The 17,695-nt window shown below is 69.2% G+C and carries 20 protein-coding genes and 1 pseudogene; 11 read left to right on the plus strand and 10 right to left on the minus strand.

What is annotated here, in order from left to right; all coding sequences use genetic code 11:
* Positions 1–62: 62 nt before the first annotated feature.
* Positions 63–977 (minus strand): LysR family transcriptional regulator, encoded by a 915-nt coding sequence (locus tag ABD134_RS08425; RefSeq protein WP_344228595.1) that lies wholly within the window; start codon positions 975–977, stop codon positions 63–65.
* Positions 978–1,158: 181 nt separating this feature from the next.
* Here ABD134_RS08425 and ABD134_RS08430 point away from each other — a divergent pair, with 181 nt between their 5' ends.
* The 5 genes from ABD134_RS08430 to ABD134_RS08450 are packed head-to-tail and all read left to right on the plus strand — an operon-like array spanning position 1,159 to position 5,751.
* Positions 1,159–2,217 (plus strand): cyclase family protein, encoded by a 1,059-nt coding sequence (locus ABD134_RS08430; protein ID WP_344228596.1) that lies wholly within the window; start codon positions 1,159–1,161, stop codon positions 2,215–2,217.
* Between the two features lie 7 nt (positions 2,218–2,224).
* Complete coding sequence (locus ABD134_RS08435) at positions 2,225–3,019, plus strand: SDR family NAD(P)-dependent oxidoreductase (protein WP_344228598.1); 795 nt, start codon at positions 2,225–2,227, stop codon at positions 3,017–3,019.
* A complete protein-coding gene (locus ABD134_RS08440) occupies positions 3,012–4,028 on the plus strand; it encodes a 3-hydroxyacyl-CoA dehydrogenase (RefSeq protein ID WP_344228599.1) in 1,017 nt (338 codons plus the stop codon). Before ABD134_RS08435 ends, ABD134_RS08440 begins: the two co-directional genes overlap by 8 nt.
* Complete coding sequence (locus ABD134_RS08445; protein ID WP_344228600.1) at positions 4,012–5,391, plus strand: short-chain fatty acid transporter; 1,380 nt, start codon at positions 4,012–4,014, stop codon at positions 5,389–5,391. Before ABD134_RS08440 ends, ABD134_RS08445 begins: the two co-directional genes overlap by 17 nt.
* A gap of 51 nt (positions 5,392–5,442) precedes the next feature.
* Positions 5,443–5,751, plus strand: a complete 309-nt coding sequence (locus ABD134_RS08450; protein ID WP_344228601.1) for a YciI family protein — start codon at positions 5,443–5,445, stop codon at positions 5,749–5,751.
* Positions 5,752–5,793: 42 nt separating this feature from the next.
* On the opposite strand, the gene ABD134_RS08455 is transcribed toward ABD134_RS08450, so the two are convergent.
* Positions 5,794–6,987, minus strand: a complete 1,194-nt coding sequence (locus ABD134_RS08455; protein WP_344228603.1) for a lactonase family protein — start codon at positions 6,985–6,987, stop codon at positions 5,794–5,796.
* Between the two features lie 3 nt (positions 6,988–6,990).
* A complete protein-coding gene (locus ABD134_RS08460) occupies positions 6,991–7,422 on the minus strand; it encodes a DUF3151 domain-containing protein (RefSeq protein ID WP_344228605.1) in 432 nt (143 codons plus the stop codon).
* Positions 7,423–7,599: 177 nt separating this feature from the next.
* Between ABD134_RS08460 and ABD134_RS08465 the strand changes: the two genes are divergently transcribed.
* The 3 genes from ABD134_RS08465 to ABD134_RS08475 all read left to right on the plus strand — a co-directional run bounded on the left by ABD134_RS08465 (position 7,600) and on the right by ABD134_RS08475 (position 11,081).
* Positions 7,600–8,562: a putative selenate ABC transporter substrate-binding protein gene (locus tag ABD134_RS08465; protein WP_344228606.1), complete on the plus strand. Its 963-nt coding sequence runs from the start codon at positions 7,600–7,602 to the stop codon at positions 8,560–8,562.
* A gap of 3 nt (positions 8,563–8,565) precedes the next feature.
* Entirely contained in the window at positions 8,566–9,363 is a 798-nt protein-coding gene (locus ABD134_RS08470; protein ID WP_344228608.1) for a phosphonate ABC transporter ATP-binding protein, read from the plus strand.
* 188 nt (positions 9,364–9,551) lie between these two features.
* On the plus strand, positions 9,552–11,081 hold the full coding sequence (locus ABD134_RS08475) for a PhnE/PtxC family ABC transporter permease (protein ID WP_344228610.1): 1,530 nt from the start codon (positions 9,552–9,554) through the stop codon (positions 11,079–11,081).
* Positions 11,082–11,091: 10 nt separating this feature from the next.
* Here ABD134_RS08475 and ABD134_RS08480 read toward each other — a convergent pair whose 3' ends face one another.
* From ABD134_RS08480 to ABD134_RS08495, 4 genes are all read right to left on the minus strand, one after another.
* Positions 11,092–11,385, minus strand: coding sequence for a hypothetical protein (locus tag ABD134_RS08480; protein ID WP_344228612.1), 294 nt, complete (start codon positions 11,383–11,385; stop codon positions 11,092–11,094).
* Positions 11,386–11,456: 71 nt separating this feature from the next.
* Positions 11,457–12,479, minus strand: coding sequence for a class II fructose-bisphosphate aldolase (gene fbaA / locus ABD134_RS08485; protein ID WP_344228614.1), 1,023 nt, complete (start codon positions 12,477–12,479; stop codon positions 11,457–11,459).
* Between the two features lie 55 nt (positions 12,480–12,534).
* Positions 12,535–13,230: a TrmH family RNA methyltransferase gene (locus tag ABD134_RS08490; RefSeq protein ID WP_344230798.1), complete on the minus strand. Its 696-nt coding sequence runs from the start codon at positions 13,228–13,230 to the stop codon at positions 12,535–12,537.
* A 68-nt stretch (positions 13,231–13,298) separates the two neighbouring features.
* On the minus strand, positions 13,299–13,628 hold the full coding sequence (locus tag ABD134_RS08495; RefSeq protein ID WP_344228616.1) for a hypothetical protein: 330 nt from the start codon (positions 13,626–13,628) through the stop codon (positions 13,299–13,301).
* 41 nt (positions 13,629–13,669) lie between these two features.
* Here ABD134_RS08495 and ABD134_RS08500 point away from each other — a divergent pair, with 41 nt between their 5' ends.
* Entirely contained in the window at positions 13,670–14,680 is a 1,011-nt protein-coding gene (locus ABD134_RS08500; RefSeq protein WP_344228618.1) for a magnesium and cobalt transport protein CorA, read from the plus strand.
* Positions 14,681–14,700: 20 nt separating this feature from the next.
* Here ABD134_RS08500 and pyrE read toward each other — a convergent pair whose 3' ends face one another.
* Positions 14,701–15,273 carry an orotate phosphoribosyltransferase gene (gene pyrE, locus ABD134_RS08505; RefSeq protein WP_378108248.1) on the minus strand — a complete coding sequence of 191 codons (573 nt, stop codon included), beginning with the start codon at positions 15,271–15,273 and terminating at the stop codon, positions 14,701–14,703.
* Positions 15,274–15,326: 53 nt separating this feature from the next.
* On the opposite strand from pyrE, the gene ABD134_RS08510 reads away from it, so the two are divergent.
* Positions 15,327–15,791: a MarR family winged helix-turn-helix transcriptional regulator gene (locus ABD134_RS08510; RefSeq protein ID WP_344228622.1), complete on the plus strand. Its 465-nt coding sequence runs from the start codon at positions 15,327–15,329 to the stop codon at positions 15,789–15,791.
* Between the two features lie 26 nt (positions 15,792–15,817).
* Positions 15,818–16,642: an ammonia-dependent NAD(+) synthetase gene (nadE, locus tag ABD134_RS08515; RefSeq protein ID WP_344228624.1), complete on the plus strand. Its 825-nt coding sequence runs from the start codon at positions 15,818–15,820 to the stop codon at positions 16,640–16,642.
* 24 nt (positions 16,643–16,666) lie between these two features.
* On the opposite strand, the gene ABD134_RS08520 is transcribed toward nadE, so the two are convergent.
* Positions 16,667–17,449, minus strand: coding sequence for a hypothetical protein (locus tag ABD134_RS08520; RefSeq protein ID WP_344228626.1), 783 nt, complete (start codon positions 17,447–17,449; stop codon positions 16,667–16,669).
* Positions 17,446–17,695, minus strand: a pseudogene (locus ABD134_RS08525) (hypothetical protein); the annotation flags it as partial. The pseudogene ABD134_RS08525 and the gene ABD134_RS08520, both read right to left, overlap by 4 nt.

The raw sequence follows: 17,695 nt of genomic DNA on the forward strand, positions 1-17,695 counted from the left end.
ACTATAGACGGCCCGCGGGACATGTCCGGCGGCACAACCCCTGGTGCACGATGCCGGCCCGTTCAGTACAGGACAGAGTCGTCCGGACGCTCGGGCTCGGGGTGAAGCGCGGCGAGCACCTCCAGGGCGGCCTCAGTGGCGCGGTTCGGCCTCTTCGGGTGGAGCAATGTGGCCGTCAGATACCGGGCCGGTCCGGCCAACGGCCGCAAGGCCAACCCGGGGGTCTCCACATGGGCCACGGAGGAGATCGTGAGGGTGACGCCGACGCCGGCCGCCACCAATCCGAGGATTGTGTAGGAATCCGGGGCCTCCTGCACCAGGCGTGGAGTGAAGCCGGCGCGGTTGGCCAGGCGCAGCCCCATGTCCCGGACGCTCGATCCCTGCTGGGCGGGAAACATGACCCACGGCTCCGAGGCCAGTGCACGGATATCGATCTGCTCCTCACCGGCCAACGGATGGTCGGAGGACACCCCCACCAGCACCCGTTCGTACTCGAAGACCCGGTCCTCGAGGCCGGAGTAGGTCAGGGGCCGTCGCCCGAAGGCGATGTCCAGGTCCCCTGCCGCCACCAGCGAGGGTGCCGCACCGGCATAGATCATGGAGCGCAGGCGGAGGTCCACTCCGGGCGCGTCGCGCCGGACGGCCCGGGCAATTCCCGGCAGCCACGGCCGCGAGGAGGCGCCCGCGTACCCCAGGGTCACGGATCCGAGCAGGGGTGCACCCTCCTGGTGGACGGCGCGCGTCATCAACCGGGCCGATTCCACCGCCTGCCGGGCATGCGGCAGGGCGGCCTCCCCGGCAGCGGTGAGCCTGACGGTCCGGGTGGTCCGTCCCACCACCGGCTCGCCCAATTCCTTCTCCAGCTTCCGGATCCACTGGCTGACCAGCGGTTGGGCCACACCGAGCCTCTCGGCCGCACGGGTGAAGTGGAGTTCCTCGGCCAGCATCACGAACGCCTGGAGCATCTTGATGTCCATGAGTCTCCGTCCAGGTCAGCGGAATTCATCACGTTCCTGCATAAAACTATCCCGAATCCATCTTGGACAGAAGTGAGAGTCGCGTGAACCATGGACACCTGTGGGTGGCGTCACCAGCCCCCGTGTGTCAGTTCACGGTCGTCAGACACCCACCCCGCACCATTGATCGAGAGAGACAGTCATGGACGAGCCACAGTCCCCGCGCTGGCGCCAGCGTCCCGAACCCTCCACCTGGGGTGATTTCGGACCGGACGACGCCCTGGGCCGCATCAACCTGCTCACGTCCGCCAAGGTCGCCGAAGGCCTGGCCGAGGTCCATGAAGGGCGTGCCCTCGCCCTCGGGTTGCCCCTGACCCTCCCGGGGGGCCAAGCCCTGAACGCCAACCGCCTGCCGCCCTTGGTGCGCCCGACCCTGCGGCAGGGGCGTTCCGGCGCCAACTGCATCATGGAGCCCCTGTCTCCCGGCTCCTCGGACGTGCTCAGTGACGACCTCGTGGTCCTGCACAACCAGTACTCCACCCAGTGGGACGCCTTCGCCCACGTGGGCTCGATGTTCGATACCGACGGTGACGGCGTTCCCGAGCCGGTCTACTACAACGGCTTCCGCGCCGGGATCGAGGTGCGGGGGGCCACGGATCCGGCGGACTGTGGGGTCCCCGGTCCCCATCAGCCCACGACGGCGGACCTGGGCCCGGTCGGCATCGGCACCGTGGCCTCACATCCGGTCCAGGGACGTGCTGTGTTGATCGATCTGGCCCACCACTTCGGCACGGACCACCAGATCATCGGCTTCAACCAGATCCGCACCGTCCTGGACGCCGACGGCATCGAGGTCCGCCCCGGGGACATCGTCACCTTCCACACCGGTTTCGCCGCCAAGGTGCTCGAGATGGCCGGCGATCCCGATCCGGACGTGCTGCACCACTACGGCGCCGTCCTCGACGGTCGCGATCCGGCGCTGCTGGACTGGGTCACCGAGACCGGCATTGCCGCCATCGCCGCGGACAACTATGCCGTGGAGCTGTACCCGGCCACCCCGGCGCCGGCACCGGCCTCCATCCTGCCGCTGCACGAGCACTGTCTGTTCAAGCTGGGCGTCCCCCTCGGAGAACTCTGGTACCTCACCGAGCTCGCCGCGGCACTGCGGGAGGCCGGCCGCACGGCCTTCCTGCTCACGGCACCACCCCTGAACCTGCCGGGCGCCTCCGGCTCGCCGCTCAACCCGATCGCCACGATCTGAGGACCGCATGAACGAGAACACCTCCACTGACCATGCCGGCACCACCAGCACCGTCAGCACTACCTCCGCCAGGAATGCCGCGGGCACCGAGCACCGCACCACCCGTGAACGTGTCCTGGTGACCGGCGGGGCCCACGGCATCGGCGCCGCCATCGCGGAACGCTGCCGTCAGGACGGCTATGAACCGGTCATCCTGGACCGAGAGGGTGAGGACGCCATCCATGGCGACCTCTCCGATCCTGACTCCACCGCCCAGGCTCTCGAGCGAGCACTGGCTGACGGGCCGATCACGCGTCTGGTGAACAACGTCGGGGCCGTGTTCCCCAACGCCGTCACGGACCAGACCCTGGACCAGTTCGACGCCGCCGTGGCCCTGAACCTGCGCAGCGCCCTGCAATGCATTCAGGCCCTGCTGCCCGGGATGCGGGAGGCCGGCTTCGGCCGGATCGTCAACATGTCCTCCCGGGCGGCCCTCGGCAAGGAGCTTCGCGTGGCCTACGCCGCCACCAAGGCCGGGCTGCTGGGCCTGACCCGCGTCGTGGCCTTGGAGGAGGGCCGCAACGGCATCACCGCCAACGCGATCGGCCCCGGTCCCATCGCCACGGACCTGTTCACCCGGGCCAACCCGGCCGATTCCCCGAAGACCAGGGCCATCATCGAGTCGGTGCCCGTGCGGCGCATGGGCTCGGCCGAGGACGTGGCCCATGCCGCGTCCTACCTGCTGGACTCCCGCAGCGGCTTCGTCACCGGCCAGACCCTCTACGTCTGCGGCGGCCTGACCGTGGGACGCGCCGATGTCTGAGCAGGTGGCACAGCCTGAGAAGATCGCCGTTGTCGGCGGCGGGTCCATCGGCGTCGCCTTCGCCCTGGTCTTCGCCCGCGCCGGGCACCCGGTCACCGTGTGTGAACCCGAGGCCGCCCGCAGGGAGGCCGTCCCCGGGGAACTGGGCGCGAAGCTCACCGCCCTGGCCGAAGCGGGCCTGCTGACCGAGTCCCCCGCGGCCATCGCCTCCCGCGTCACCGTCGAGGCCGAGCTGACCACCGCCGTGGCCGGCGCGACCCTCGTCCAGGAATGTGTGCCGGAACGACTCGAGGTCAAGCGCTCGATCTTCGCCGAACTCGGTGCGGCAACCGGTCCGGAGACAGTCTTGGCCAGCTCCTCCTCGGCGATCCCGGCCTCACAGACCGCCGAAGGCCTCCCCTCCGCGGACCGGATCCTCGTGGCCCACCCCGGCAATCCGCCGTTCCTGCTGCCCGTCATCGAACTGGTGCCCTCCCCGCTCACCCGGCCGGCCGTCGTCGCCACCGCCCATGGCCTCTATGCCGGGGCCGGGATGTCCCCGGTGACCGTGGCCCGGGAGGTGGAGGGCTTCCTCTTCAACCGCCTGCAGGGCGCCGTACTGCGTGAGGCCTATGCTCTCGTGCGGGACGGGGTCGCCACCGTGGAGGACATCGACACGGTCATGAGGGACGGCCTCGGGCGCCGCTGGTCCTTCATGGGGCCCTTCGAGACCTCGGACCTCAACACCCGCGGCGGCATCTCCTCGCACGCGGAGAAGATGGGCCCGGCCTATGCGCGCATGGGCGCCGAACGCGGCCAGCACGATCCCTGGACCCCCGAGCTGGTGGCCGAGGTGGAGCGCCAGCGCCGTGCCCTGCTTCCCCTGGAGCGCTGGGAGGACCGGGTGACCTGGCGCGACAAGCGGCTCATCGAACTGTTGCGCACTACTGAACAATCCGCACCTTCCACACTTTCCGCACCGAGTATCCCCCATCGTCTCCGAAAGAGTGATCATGACCACAACAACTGAACGCCCACAACGGCCCCAGAAGGGCAATGTCCTGGACCGGACCGCCGGATTCTTCACCAACCTGATGGACAAGTACCTGCCGGATCCGCTGGTCATCGCGATCATGCTGACGGGCCTCACCATGATCCTGGCCATCCTGGCCCAGGGTTCCTCGCCCCTGGAGGTCGTCGAGTACTGGGGTGGCGGATTCTGGGACCTGCTGGCCTTCACCATGCAGATGACCGTGGTCCTGCTGGCCGGCTACATCCTGGCCAAGACCCCCCTGGTCGATCGCCTGCTGGACGCCTTGACCATCCGGATCTCCTCCCCGCAGGTGGCCATCGTCGTCGCAACCCTCGTGGGCGGCATCGGCAGCTGGCTGAACTGGGGCTTCGGCCTCGTCATGGGCGGCATCATCGCCCAGAAGCTGGCCATGAACGTCAAGGGACTGCACTACCCGCTGGCGATCGCCGCCGGCTACTCCGGCTTCGCCGTCTACGGCATCGGCCTGTCCGGATCCGTGCCACTGCTGATCGCCACGGAAGGCCACTTCCTGCAGGAACAGGTGGGCATCATCCCGTTGGCGGACACCATCTTCTCGCCCTACCTGTTGCTGACCAACCTCGCCGTGCTCCTCTTCCTGCCGCTGTTCAACATGGCACTGCACCCGAAGGACCCGGCCAAGATCAAGGAGATGGACCGCACGTCCCACGCCGTCGACGCCCCCATCAAGGAGCTCGACCAACGCACCACGCTCGCGGCGAAGCTGAACAACAGCCCGATCATCGGCATCGGCATCGGCCTGATCGCCCTCGTCTACGCGTTCAACTACTTCTTCCAGGGCGGCACCCTGAACCTGGATGCGGTGAACTTCATGTTCCTGTTCCTCGGCATCATCCTGTTCGCCCGACCCTCCGCCTTCCTGGCGGCGGTGAACGACGGCGTCAAGATCGTCTCCGGCATCATCATCCAGTACCCGTTCTACGCCGGCATCATGGGCATCCTGGTGGGCTCCGGCCTCGTGGTGTCCTTCGCCGACTGGTTCGGCACCTTCTCCACCGCTGAGACCCTGCCGTTCTGGTCCTTCATCTCCGGCGGCATCATCAACCTGCTCGCGCCCTCCGGTGGTGGCCAGTGGGCCGTTCAGGGCCCGGTGATGATGGAGGCCGCCCAGGCGATGGGCGCCAACAACGCCGCCACCGCGGTCGCCGTGCAGATCGGTGACCAGTGGACGAACATGGTCCAACCGTTCTGGATCCTGCCGGTCCTGGCCATCTCCGGCCTGAAACTGCGGGACGTGATGGGCTACATGGTGCTGATCCTGGTGTTCCTGGGCGTCATCTTCGGCGCCGCCGTGCTCCTCTGGGGCTTCCTGGCCGTCTGACCGGCAGAGCCCGAAGAACCTGCAGAGTCCGACGAAAGGACGCGACCCACCATGCCGTACCTGATCGAAACCTATGACGCCCCTGAACGGGCCCAGGTCCGCCAGGACCGCTACGCCGAACACCTGGAGTTCCTGTCCGCGAATGCGGAACTGCTCCTGGCCTGCGGCGCCAAGCTCTCGGACGACGGCACTCACGCCGACGGCGGGATCTACCTCGTGGACCTCGAGACGAGGGACGAGGCGGAGGCCTTCATCGCCCGCGACCCCTTCTCCCAGGGCAACCTGTTCCGGGAGGTCGTCGTGCGCCGCTGGCGCAAGGCGTACCTGGACGGCCGGACCTTCCTCCCCCGCACCTCGTAGCCCCCGCCCCCGCGTAGGTCACCCAGAGGCCGTTCCAGGAACTCAGGAAGCGGGCAGGACGAAGCCGGGTCGCCGCACGGTGATCCGGCTTCGTGCCTCCCCGGGGATGCCGTCGGCATCCAGCGGGAGCCCGACGACGGCGTCGCCGCGTTCCAGCGCGACCAGCAGCGTGGGTGCCACGGCCGGATGACCGAGCGCTATGTGCCGGGGCCAGTTCCCGCCACACGGCACCTCGGCGACGAGTTCGGGGGTCCCGGCACGGCGGATCACGCCGATGGTGTCCCGCCCGCGGTTGGCCACATAGATCAGCGACCCGTCAGGGGACACCACCAGGTGCGAGGGCAGGTTGTCCTGGGCGGATCCGGGATCCTGGTCCTGACCGTGAGTCGGGACGATGGCGACCTCGGGGAATCCCTCGGCGGTGGCGTCCAGATCCAGCACGTGCAGCCGCGAGTCCAGTTCGCCCACCACGGCCAGGTGACGCCCCTCGACGCCGGCCTCCGGCAACGGCGGCAACAGCGCGAGATGGCGGGGGCCCGTGCCGGCGGGCAGGAGGTGGACCCAGGACGGCGGGCAGTCCACTCCCACAACCCCAGTCTCCCCGGGAGCACTACCCGCCCCGTTCCGGACGATGTCCTGGATGGAGTACTCGAGGACGCGGTCGGCGCCCAGGTCCGTGACGAGCAGGCGGTCATCATCCAGGAACAGCACGAAGTGCAGGTGCGGGGCCTCCTGGCGGGAGACTACCGGTCCGGACCCGTCCGGTGCCTGGACAGCCATCGGCTGCCCCAGTAGGCCGCCCTCAAGGACGGGGGTCACCGTCAGGGTGCCGGAGTCGTAGGAGGCCGCGGCCAGCCAGGTGCCGGAGGGGTTGAGGTCCGCATGGCAGGTATTCGCGCCACCGGTGGCCACGCGCTGGGAGGTCACCCAGCCGACGTCGTTGCCGGGGGACGGGGACAGGGCGGCGATCGCCCCCTCGGGAAGGTGCAGGGCGGCATACAACGTGCCCTCCGAGTCCGTGCCCGATCGGCCACGGACCAGCCACGAGGGGGCGTCAGGGCCACCCCCGGCCACGACGTCCGCGTGCTCCGGCCAGCCGGTGGTGCGCACGAGCCCGCCGGCGTTGGCCAGGGCGGGGGCATCCTCGCCCGGGGTATTGAAGGTGCCCACAAGGATGGTGTCAGCCCCTGCGGGGCCGTCGCTGCCGCCTGCGCCGACGGCGGGGTTCGGCATCATGGCTCAGCCCCGGGCGATCTGCTCTGTGGCCGTGGGATCGGCGTCCACCAGGAAGGCCTCGATGCGGTGGACCTCTTCGGCCTCCCCGATGGCGGCGGCGGCCTGGCCGAGCATGTAGAGCGACCGGAGGAAACCGCGGTTCGGCTCGTGGGAGTAGGGCACGGGGCCGGCACCCCGCCAGCCCGCACCCCGCAACGAATCCAGGCCACGGTGGTACCCCACCCGGGCGAAGGCGTAGGCGTCGATGGTGCGCCCCTCAGCCCAGGCATCCTCGGCCATCAGAGCCCAGGCAAGGGAGGACTTGGGGAACCGGGTGGCGATGTCCTCCGGCAGGTCGCCCGCCTCGATCCGAGCCAGGACTTCCGGCTCCTCCGGAAGCTGCGTGGGGGCGGGCTGCATGAGGTTCTTGCCGACGAGGGATGCGTCAGAGGACATGGTGCTCCTTGGTGCGGATGGCTCCGGGGGCGGGCGGCACCGGTACTGGCGCGGTGGCCCACGCCGGAGCAGGATGGGACACCTCTGACCCTACCCGTGGAACCCCGCTTGAGCCGTGGGACGGGTCACCGCCGCCGAGCACCGATTTCGGCGAGTCCGGTTGGCTAGGATGCCACTATGCGCACCTCCCACCGCCATCTCCCCTGGTCAGTCGCGGGCCTGGGCCTCGCCGTGGCAGTGATGGCCTCCGGTTGCGGCGATACATCCGATTCCTCCGACTCCCCCGGGGCGGGCGGGGCCGCTGCCGCGGAGGAACAGGAAGCAGGAGCACTGCGCATCAGCGCCATACCGGACACGGACCCCTCCGACCTCGCCGAGCGCGAGGAGGCGATGGGCGCCTACCTTGCGGCAGAGCTGGGCGTGGAGGTCGAGTACGTCCCCGTCAGTGACTACGCCGCTTCCGTCAGCCTGTTCGGCACCGGGGACCTCGACCTGGTCTTCTACGGGGGCCTGACCGGCGTCCAGGCACGATTGCGCACCGAGGGAGCGGCAGTCCTGGCCCAGCGGGACATCGACGAGCGCTTCCGCAGTGTCTTCATCGCCCATCGCGATGCCGGCTTGGAACCGGTCGAGGACGTGGCCGGTTTGGCAGAACTGGCGGACACGCGGTTCACCTTCGGCAGCGAGTCCTCCACGTCCGGGCGCCTCATGCCGTCCTATTTCCTGGATCAGGCCGGCGTGGACCCGGCGGCCGACCTCGACGGTGAGCCCGGATTCTCCGGCTCCCATGACCTGACCATCGACCTGGTGGAATCCGGCAGCTACGAGGTCGGGGCCCTCAACGAACAGGTGTGGCGGTCCCGGACCGAGGCCGGAACGGTGGACACGGAGACCGTGCGGGAGATCTTCACGACCCCGGAGTATGCCGACTACCACTGGATCGGCTCCCCCGCCATGGACGAGCGGCTCGGCGAGGGCTTCACCGCAGACCTCCGGCAGGCCCTGCTCGACCTCGACGGATCCGACCCGGAGGAGGCGGCGCTCCTCGAGGCCTACGGTGCGGAGGCGATCATCCCGGCGGAGGCCTCCGATCATGCGCGGATCGAGGAGATCGGCCGTACGCTCGGCCTGATCCGATGACACATGCCTGACCCAAGGACGGAGCCGACGCCCGCCGTGTCCCTGCAGGGCCTCACCGTGGCCTACGGGGGCCACGGAGCCCACGGGGGTCGACCGGCTCTGGACGGGATCACCCTCCGGATCCAGCCCGGCGAACGGGTGGCTCTGGTGGGGCCCAGCGGCGCGGGCAAGTCCACCTTGCTGGGTCTGTGCAACGGCACTGTCACTCCCACCTCCGGCCGGGCCCAGGTCCTGGGCACGGACCCCGCCCGTGCGTCCTCACGTGGATTGAGGGCCTTGCGGAGCAGGATCGGCTCCGTGCACCAGCACCTCAACCTGGTCGGCCCGCTGCGGGTGGTGCACAACGTCAACGCCGGCCACCTGGGCAGCTGGGGCCGGTGGCGGGCCCTACGCTCCCTGGTCCGCCCACTACAGGTGGACGAGGCTCGCGGAGCCCTGGCCCGGGTGGGGATCGCCGGCCACCTGCACCAGCGCACCGACCGGCTCTCCGGCGGGGAGCAGCAGCGCGTGGCGCTGGCCCGGGTCCTGGTACAGGACCCGGATCTCGTCCTCGCCGACGAACCGGTCTCCAGCCTGGACCCCACCCGTGCCGACGAGGTGATGGGCTTGCTCTGCGGAGTGTTGAGCCGGGATCGACCGCGCCGGACGCTGCTGGTGAGCCTGCACGACTTCGACCTCGCCGTTCGCCACTGCGACCGCGTGGTGGGACTGCGCCAGGGTCGCGTCGTCCTCGATCTCCCGGCCGCCGACGTGGATCAGCAGGCTCGGGAGCGCCTCTACGAGCTGGAATCCGAACGGTGAACCCCAGCGGACTGACGGCCCTGACCCGGCTGGAAGGGTCCGGCCGGCACCCTGGCTGGCAGTCCGGTCTGCAACCTGGCCAGCAGTCAGGTCAGCGATCCGACCGGCCCGCCCGGCGATCCCGGTGGCCACTACGCGGCGGTGGACGGATCTGGGCGGCCGCGTGGGCGCTCGTCCTCGTGTGGTCCGTGAGCAGCTGGCTGGCCGAGGACGGCCCCCTGGTCAACACCAGGGGCTGGCCGATGTTCGTCGAGTTCTTCGCCGCAACCCTCACGCCGGACCTGTCGGCGGACTTCCTGGCCCGCATCGCCGAGGCCACCCTGACCACGCTCTCCTTCGCAGTCCTGGGGACGATTCTGGCCGTGGCCGGGGGCCTGGTGGTCGGGGTGCTCATCTCGGAGACCTGGTGGGCGGCCGGATCTCCGTCCCGTGGTCGGTCACTGGCCAGCCGCACAGCCCGCCAGGCCGGTTGGCTGGTCGCCCGGCTCAGCCTGGCGCTGCCGCGGGGCATCCACGAGGCCGTCTGGGCCCTGCTGCTGCTCAGCGTGCTCGGCCGGGACCCGCTGGTGGGGGTGCTGGCGATCGCGATCCCCTTCGGGGCCATCACGGCCAAGGTCTACGCCGAGATCATCGACGAGTCCGCCAGCGGCCCCTTCGAGGCGCTGCGGGCGTCCGGCGCCCGCCGCGGGCCCGCGCTGCTCTACGCCGTGGCGCCGATCGCCCTTCCGGACCTGTCCTCGTATGCCTTCTACCGGTTCGAGTGCGCCGTCCGCTCAGCCGTGATCCTCGGCATGGTGGGTGCCGGCGGCCTCGGCTTCGAACTGGTCCTGAGCTTCTCCGGGTCTCGTCACGGTGAGGTCTGGACGCTGATCTTCACCATGGTGCTGTTGGGGGCCGTGGTGGACCGGTGGGGTTCCGGCCTCCGGCGTGCCGGCGGGCGGCGTTGGCGCACCGGGGGGACGGTGCTGATCACGGCGGCCCTCGCGATCGCCGCGCTTGCGCACTTGGGGCCGGACCTGTCCCGGCTGTTCTCCGATCGGACCGCCGGCCTGTTCGTCGGCCTGGTGGATGACCTGCTGCCGCCGGCCCTGCCCGACGGCGGGTGGTCCCGGTTGCTCGAGGACTCACTCGAGACGCTGCAGATGTCCCTCGTGGCCGGGTCGATCGCCGGCGTCGCGGCCGTGGGAGCGGCCTTCGTGGCGGCCCGTGGCCGGGGCACCGGTGCCAGCCCCGTTCGACGGATAGCCGGGACAGCGGCCCGTTGGCTGCTGTTGTTCACGCGGTCTCTGCCGCCGCCGGTCTGGGCCCTGCTGGCCCTGTTCCTGTTCCTGCCCGGGCCACTGCCCGGGGCGCTGGCGTTGGCCGCCTACAACTTCGGGATCCTGGGGCGGCTCTGCGCCGAGGTGGTGGAGAACCTCGACCGGCGCTCCCACGACCACCTCATCGCCGCCGGTGCCCCGCCGTTCAGCGCTTTCGCCTACGGGACCCTCCCGCAGGCAGGAGGCAGGTTCCTGTCCTACGGGTTGTACCGCTGGGAGGTGGCCCTGCGGGAGACGGTCGTGGTCGGCGTGGTGGGGGCCGGCGGCCTGGGCCGGCTGCTGGAGGACCAGCGGGTCACCTTCGACTACGGCGGCATGACCGGGACCATTCTGGCCCTGGTGGTGCTCTCAGCCCTGGTGGACCTGATCAGCAACGCGGTGCGGCGCACCCTGCGCTGACCGAGCCACCTCAGTCGTCTCCGAGGCCCATCTCTCGGGCCTTGCGCTCCCAGGCCTCATGTTCGCTGTCCCGCAGCTCACGCTTCTCCACGCGGGCCTCGAGACGGTCGATGCGGCGCTCCACCTCGGGCTTGACCTGCCCCGACTCCAACGCCTCGATGCGCTTCTTGAGGCGCTCGAGTTCCTCCGGGTCGGTCGACTCACCATCCGAGCCCGGAATGGCCTTGCCGGTCACCATGCTGAAGACCATGATGCCGCCCCAGACGAGGATGGCGATGATGGCGATCCATGCGAACCAGGGCATGGGCTTCTCCTTCTCGAGGACGGCGGCCGGTGCCCCCACTGCGGAATGAGCCCGGCCGGCGTCGTGATGGGTTAACCGATGGACTGACCGGCGGAGCCGAGTTCCTGGCAGGCCTGCCCCACGCGGGTGGCCATGGCCTCCTCGGCTTTGGCACCCCAGGTGCGCGGGTCGTAGAACTTCTTGTTGCCGACCTCGCCGTCGACCTTCAGGACGCCATCGTAGTTCTGGAACATGTGCGTCACCACGGGGCGGGTGAAGGCGTACTGGGTGTCCGTGTCCACATTCATCTTGATGACGCCGTAGGACACCGCGTCCGAGATCTCCTGGGCTGACGAGCCGGAACCGCCATGGAAGACCAGATCGAAGGGGCGGCTCTGGCCGATACTGGCGCCGACCTCGCGCTGGATCTCGTCCAGGATCTCCGGGCGCAGCCTGACGTTGCCGGGCTTGTAAACGCCGTGGACGTTGCCGAAGGTCAGGGCCGTGATGTAACGGCCGTTCTCCCCGGCGCCGAGGGCCTCGATGGTGGCCAGGCCGTCCGCCACGGAGGTGTAGAGCTTGTCATTGATCTCGTGCGCCACGCCGTCCTCCTCGCCGCCGACCACGCCGATCTCCACTTCGAGGATCTGCCGGTTGGCGCGGGTGCGGGCCAGTAACTCGCGGCCGATGCGCAGGTTCTCCTCGAGGGTCTCGGCCGAGCCATCCCACATGTGCGAGTTGAAGAACGGGTCACGGCCGGCCTTGACCTCGGCCTCGGAGGCATCCAGCAGCGGCATGACGAAGCCGTCCAGCTTGTCCTTCGGGCAGTGGTCCGTGTGCAGGGCGATGTTGACGTCGTACTGTTTGGCCACCTCGCGCGCGAAGGCCACCATGGCCAGTGAACCGGTGACCATGTCCTTGACGGAGGAACCGGAGAAGTAGGCCGCGCCGCCCGTGGAGGCCTGGATGATGCCGTCCGAACCGGCCTCGGCGAAGCCTCGGATGGCGGCGTTCAGCGTCTGGGAGCTGGTGACGTTGATGGCCGGGTAGGCATAACCGCCGTTCTTGGCGGAGTCGATCATTTCGGCGTACTTGTCCGGTGAGGCGATGGGCATTGCGGCTCCTTGACATCGATAGGTATCGGGTGACCCTGTCCACGTCCCATCCTAGTCAACCGAGGCCGCTGGATCCGCCGGCTGCCCCACCCCGCCAGGGGTGCTGACTGGCGCCGTGTTGCCGGATCCAGGCATGCATGGCGATTCCGGCAGCCACCCCGGCGTTGATCGACCGGGTGGATCCGTACTGCGCGATGGACAGCGTGGCCTCGGCCGCAGCGTGCACCTCCTCGGACAGCCCGGGGCCCTCCTGGCCGAACACCAGCACGCACCGTTCGGGCAGGTCATACGTTTCCAACGGCACGGAGTCCGGGAAGATGTCGATGCCGATCACGGCCAGCCCCTCGGCCGCCGCCCATGCCGTGAAGTCCTCGACAGAGGGGTGGTGGTGCACGTGCAGATAGCGGTCCGTGACCATGGCCCCGCGGCGGTTCCAGCGGCGCCGGCCGATGATGTGCACGCCGGCCGCATTGAAGGCATTGGCGGTGCGCACCACGGTCCCGATGTTCAGATCATGCTGCCAGTTCTCGATCGCCACGTGGAATGGGTGCCGCCTGGAGTCCAGGTCTGCCACAATCGCCTCGAGCGTCCAGTACCGGTAGTGGTCCGCCACATTGCGCCGGTCGCCCTCGCGCAGGAGTTCGGGGTCCCACTGCTCCCCCGCGGGCCAATCACCCTCCCAGGGGCCCACGCCCACCTCGCGCTTGGCCTCCCCGGTGCTCACGACGTCGGCGCCCGGCTCCACCAGCACGTCGGGCTCGGGTGCCCCCCGAGCAGGGGCGAGGGAGTCGCCCGAGGCTACCGGGCCGGCGTCGGGCGTCACTTGACGCGGTCGACGAGCGCCCAGGAGGCGAGCGCCGAGGCCCCTGCCACGGTCAGGACGGCCGGCCACGGACCGATCCTCTTGGCCAGCGGGTGGGAGGCGCCGAAGCCGCCGATGTACAACACCGACAGCGTGACGGTGGTGGCGGCGCCACCCTTGGCGGCCCACGTGCGGCCCGCGTAGGCACCGGCCGCGGCCAGGACCACACCGCCGAGGGCGCGGACGCCGGTCTCGCGGGCGGTGAGGTAGCCGCCGACGAGCCCGAGGGCGGCCAGGGGGGCGGTCACGACGGACTCTGCGGGCTTGAACACACCGGTTTCGCTCATGGGCACCACGGTAGCCGCTGTCTCCGGCGCACAATGGACCCGTGACCATCGTCGACAACGCCATCTACAAGGACGGCCAGCGCATTCTGGCGCCCACCTCACTGCAGGAGACCTTCGAGCAGTGCAAACGGCTCGGCGGGATGGCGTGGGTGGGGCTGTACCGGCCGGATGAGGCGGAATTGCAGGAGGTGGCGCACGAGCTCAATCTGCACGAGCTGGCCGTGGAGGACGCCCTGGTGGGCGGGCAGCGGGCCAAGCTCGAACACTATGGCGACGACCGCTTCTTCGTATTGATCCCGGCCCGGTACCTGGACGAGACGGAGACGGTGGAGTTCGGCGAGCTCAACGTGTTCGTCGGCCGCGACTTCGTGGTCACGGTCCGCCATTCCGAGGTCCCGGACCTCTCCCGGGTCCGTCGCCACCTGGAGGAGCAACAGCCGGAACTGCTCTCCGCCGGCACCTCCGCCGTGGTGCATGGGATCCTCGACTCCGTGGTGGACGACTACTTCCCCGTGGCCGAGGGCCTGGAGAACGACATCGCCGAAATCGAGGACGAGATCTTCGCCGGGGACGGCAACGTGACCCGCCGCATCTACGAGCTCTCCCGCGAGGTGGTGGGCTTCCAACGGGCCATCCGGTCCCTGCCACACATGCTGGAGACCATGATCGATGCCCTCAGCAAGGAGCAGGATGCTGATCCGGGCAAGCTCGAGGTGGTCCGCAAACTGCGCGACGTGCACGATCACACTGTATTGATCAACGACCGGGTCGCCTCCATGCGCACGATGCTCGAACATACCCTGGAACTGGACTCCACCTTGACCTCGAAGAAGCTCGCCGAGGTCTCCGTGGCGCAGAACGAGCAGGTCAAGCGCATCTCATCCTGGGCGGCCATCATCTTCGCGCCCCAGCTGGTGGGCTCGGTCTACGGCATGAACTTCGACCTCATGCCCGAACTGCACTGGGTGTGGGGCTACCCGTTCGCCCTCGGGCTGATGCTGGCGGTGGCCCTGACGTTGTTCATCCTGTTCAAGCGCAACGACTGGTTGTAGCCCACGGGTCTCCGAACCGCTCAGTCGAGGCCGAGCTCGTCCTTGCCGTAGGCATACAGGTACTTCACCCCGGCCTCCTCCTCGATGCGTTCGGCGGAACCCGTGTCCCGGTCCACGATCACGGCCACGGCCTGAACCAGGCCGCCGGCCTGGCGGACTCCCTCGACGGCGGTCAGCGCCGAACCACCGGTGGTGGAAGTGTCCTCGAGGACGACGACGGGGCGCCCTTCCACGGACGGCCCCTCCACCTGACGGCCCATGCCGTAGGACTTCTGCGCCTTGCGGACCACGAAGGCATCCAGGGGCCGGCCCTGACGGCCGGCCTCGTGCAGCATGGCGGTGCCGACCGGGTCCGCGCCCATGGTCAGTCCGCCGACGGCCTGGGCCTCGACTCCAGCCTCGTCCAGCAGGTCCAGCATGACCCGGCCCACCAGGGGAGCGGCCTCGTGGTGGAGGGTGATGCGGCGCAGGTCGATGTAGTAGTCGGCCTCCTTGCCGGAGGAGAGGGTGACCCTTCCGCGCACCACGGCCAGTTCCTTGATGAGTTCCAGCAGTCGGGCACGGTCCTGAGTCTGAGTCGTCATGGACTCCATCCTAGATTCCCCCGGCTCTGGATTCTCCGGCAGCCCACTCCTAGGGTGGTGCCATGAGTGACCCCATTGACCGGGACGCCCCGTCGGGCAACCCCACCGAACAGATGCTCAGCTACTGGATCAACCTGGTGGACACCCTGCTGACCACGCGCGTCAACGAGTCCCTCGCCGAACACGGACTCACACGCGCCCAGTGGCACCTGATGAACACCCTGACGGCCCGGCCTCAGACCACCGAGGAACTCAGGCAGTCGCTGGCGCCCGCCGCGGCCACCACCGAGGAGGGGCCGCGAACGGTGGAAGAGCACCTGGACGAGCTCGTCGAGTCCGGCTGGCTGGTGGCCGAGGGCGGGATGTACACGCTGACCAGCACGGGCCGCACGTCCGGCGAGCGCGTGGCCGCCGTGGTCGAGGAGCTGCGGGCCGAGATCACCGAGGGGTTCAATGACAGCGAGTACCAGATGGTGGTCCAGGCGCTGAAGACCATGGCCAGGAACCTCGGCTGGGAACATGCCTGAAACATCCAGGCCCCTAGGCTGGGCTCATGCGTGAACTGCAGCGAGAGATCATCGCCGAGATGGGTGTCAGTCCCGAGATCGATCCGGCCGTCGAGGCGGCCAGACGCGTGGCCTTCCTTCAGGACTATCTTCGGACCACCGGAGCGCAGGGATTCGTCCTCGGCATCTCCGGAGGCCTGGACTCCACCCTGGCGGGCCGTTTGGCGCAGCTGGCCGTCGAGGGGCTGAGGGCCGAGGGCGGACAGGCCGAGTTCGTCGCGGTCCGCCTGCCCTACAACGTGCAGCATGACGAGGACGACGCCCAGGCCGCCCTGGACTTCATCGGCGCCGACCGTGAGGTCACCTATGACATAGCCGCCGCCGTGGACGGGTTCGAGTCCGAGTTCGCCTCCGCCATCGGTGAACCGATCTCCGACTTCAACAAGGGCAATGTCAAGGCGCGCGTGCGCATGGTCGCCCAGTATGCGATCGCCGGGGGGCGTGGCCTCCTGGTGATCGGCACGGACCAGGCCGCCGAGTCCGTGACCGGTTTCTTCACCAAGTACGGCGACGGCGGCGTGGACGTGCTGCCCCTGTTCGGCTTGCACAAGCGCCAGAACCGTGCGCTGCTCCAGCACCTCGGAGCAGCCGAGCGGCTGTGGGCCAAGGTGCCCACTGCGGACCTGCTGGACGGTAAGCCGGGCCAGACTGACGAGGCCGAACTCGGCCTGGACTATGACACGATCGACGACTACCTCGAGGGCCGGACCATCCCGGACGAGGCCGCCCAGAAGCTGGAATCGATCTACCTGCGCTCCCGGCACAAGCGCACCACGCCGGTGACCATCCTGGACGAATGGTGGCGCGGTTGACGTTCGCCCGGGCATGACGCTGGCCTAACGCCCCACAGGCACCTTCCGCATGACCAGCCAGGACACCCCGTTGGCGAGGACGGCGATCACGAACAGCAGGCCGGAGATCTTGGCGATGAGGTTCGTCGAGAAGAACGTCATGAAGTCCATCCCGGTGCCGAGCACCAGGGCCAGCGCCCCGAGGATGACCACCAGCAGCCCGGCGATCCCGGCCATCACGCCGTACTGGCTCCATCGCAGGTAGACCGCTGCCAGTCCGGCCCCGACCGAGAGGCACGCCAAGGTGATCGCGAAGCTGATGAGCAGGGTCGCCCCCAGGTCGCCGTCACCAAGTGCGTAGACATCGAACATGCGCGCTCCGGTGAACCAGTGGCCGGTGGCCTGCTCCAGCAGCAGGAAGACCCCCATCAGGGCGGACAGGTAGGTGGACTGCACCACGATCCACAGGGCGGTCCCGGCCCAGTAGTGCCGGCGGGTGGATCCCATCATGCCGATGGCGAAGGGCATGGTCCGGGCGTAGGCGTAGACACCGATCGTCACGATGAAGCCCGGCCAGGACCACAGCGCCGCCTGGTTGTAGCGGAAGCCTTCGGCGATCTCTTCGGCCGTGGCCGGTGTCAGGGCCACCAGCAGCAGGAAGATGACGACGCACACGGCGGCCACGGAGGCCAGCATGATGATCGGCACCCAGACCATCTGCAGGCGGTCCACGAAGTGCAGTCGGACGATCCGCAGGACGGGATTCATCCCGCGGTGGGCAGTGGCGGCCGGGGAAGGCCCGGCCTGGGTCAGGGTTGCGGTGCTCATCGTGACTCCTTCGGGGTTCCGGCGGCGGTTTCGTCCACGGTGTCGGTGGGCCGCGAGCCGATCGCGGCCACCAGGTCCTGGAGTCCGACCGGTCCGATCTCCAGGTGTTGTTCGGCCGCGGCGTCGGCCAGGCCGGCGTCGGGCTGCCCGGCCAGGGTGACGGAGGACAGGCCGCCGATCCGGCGCGAGTGCAGGACGCTCCTGCCCTCCGAGAGCTGCCCGACGGCGGCCGCCGGGCCGGAGAGG

The organism is Citricoccus alkalitolerans, from assembly GCF_039528175.1.
Taxonomy (GTDB): domain Bacteria; phylum Actinomycetota; class Actinomycetes; order Actinomycetales; family Micrococcaceae; genus Citricoccus; species Citricoccus alkalitolerans.

Excerpts from the sequence above, each read along its gene's own strand:
- ABD134_RS08425 (WP_344228595.1), bottom strand. The coding sequence starts at position 977 with ATGGACATCAAGATGCTCCAGGCGTTCGTGATGCTGGCCGAGGAACTC.
- ABD134_RS08430 (WP_344228596.1), top strand. The coding sequence starts at position 1,159 with ATGGACGAGCCACAGTCCCCGCGCTGGCGCCAGCGTCCCGAACCCTCC.
- ABD134_RS08435 (WP_344228598.1), top strand. The coding sequence starts at position 2,225 with ATGAACGAGAACACCTCCACTGACCATGCCGGCACCACCAGCACCGTC.
- ABD134_RS08440 (WP_344228599.1), top strand. The coding sequence starts at position 3,012 with ATGTCTGAGCAGGTGGCACAGCCTGAGAAGATCGCCGTTGTCGGCGGC.
- ABD134_RS08445 (WP_344228600.1), top strand. The coding sequence starts at position 4,012 with ATGACCACAACAACTGAACGCCCACAACGGCCCCAGAAGGGCAATGTC.
- ABD134_RS08450 (WP_344228601.1), top strand. The coding sequence starts at position 5,443 with ATGCCGTACCTGATCGAAACCTATGACGCCCCTGAACGGGCCCAGGTC.
- ABD134_RS08455 (WP_344228603.1), bottom strand. The coding sequence starts at position 6,987 with ATGATGCCGAACCCCGCCGTCGGCGCAGGCGGCAGCGACGGCCCCGCA.
- ABD134_RS08460 (WP_344228605.1), bottom strand. The coding sequence starts at position 7,422 with ATGTCCTCTGACGCATCCCTCGTCGGCAAGAACCTCATGCAGCCCGCC.
- ABD134_RS08465 (WP_344228606.1), top strand. The coding sequence starts at position 7,600 with ATGCGCACCTCCCACCGCCATCTCCCCTGGTCAGTCGCGGGCCTGGGC.
- ABD134_RS08470 (WP_344228608.1), top strand. The coding sequence starts at position 8,566 with ATGCCTGACCCAAGGACGGAGCCGACGCCCGCCGTGTCCCTGCAGGGC.
- ABD134_RS08480 (WP_344228612.1), bottom strand. The coding sequence starts at position 11,385 with ATGCCCTGGTTCGCATGGATCGCCATCATCGCCATCCTCGTCTGGGGC.
- fbaA (WP_344228614.1), bottom strand. The coding sequence starts at position 12,479 with ATGCCCATCGCCTCACCGGACAAGTACGCCGAAATGATCGACTCCGCC.
- ABD134_RS08495 (WP_344228616.1), bottom strand. The coding sequence starts at position 13,628 with ATGAGCGAAACCGGTGTGTTCAAGCCCGCAGAGTCCGTCGTGACCGCC.
- pyrE (WP_378108248.1), bottom strand. The coding sequence starts at position 15,273 with ATGGAGTCCATGACGACTCAGACTCAGGACCGTGCCCGACTGCTGGAA.
- ABD134_RS08510 (WP_344228622.1), top strand. The coding sequence starts at position 15,327 with ATGAGTGACCCCATTGACCGGGACGCCCCGTCGGGCAACCCCACCGAA.
- nadE (WP_344228624.1), top strand. The coding sequence starts at position 15,818 with ATGCGTGAACTGCAGCGAGAGATCATCGCCGAGATGGGTGTCAGTCCC.
- ABD134_RS08520 (WP_344228626.1), bottom strand. The coding sequence starts at position 17,449 with ATGAGCACCGCAACCCTGACCCAGGCCGGGCCTTCCCCGGCCGCCACT.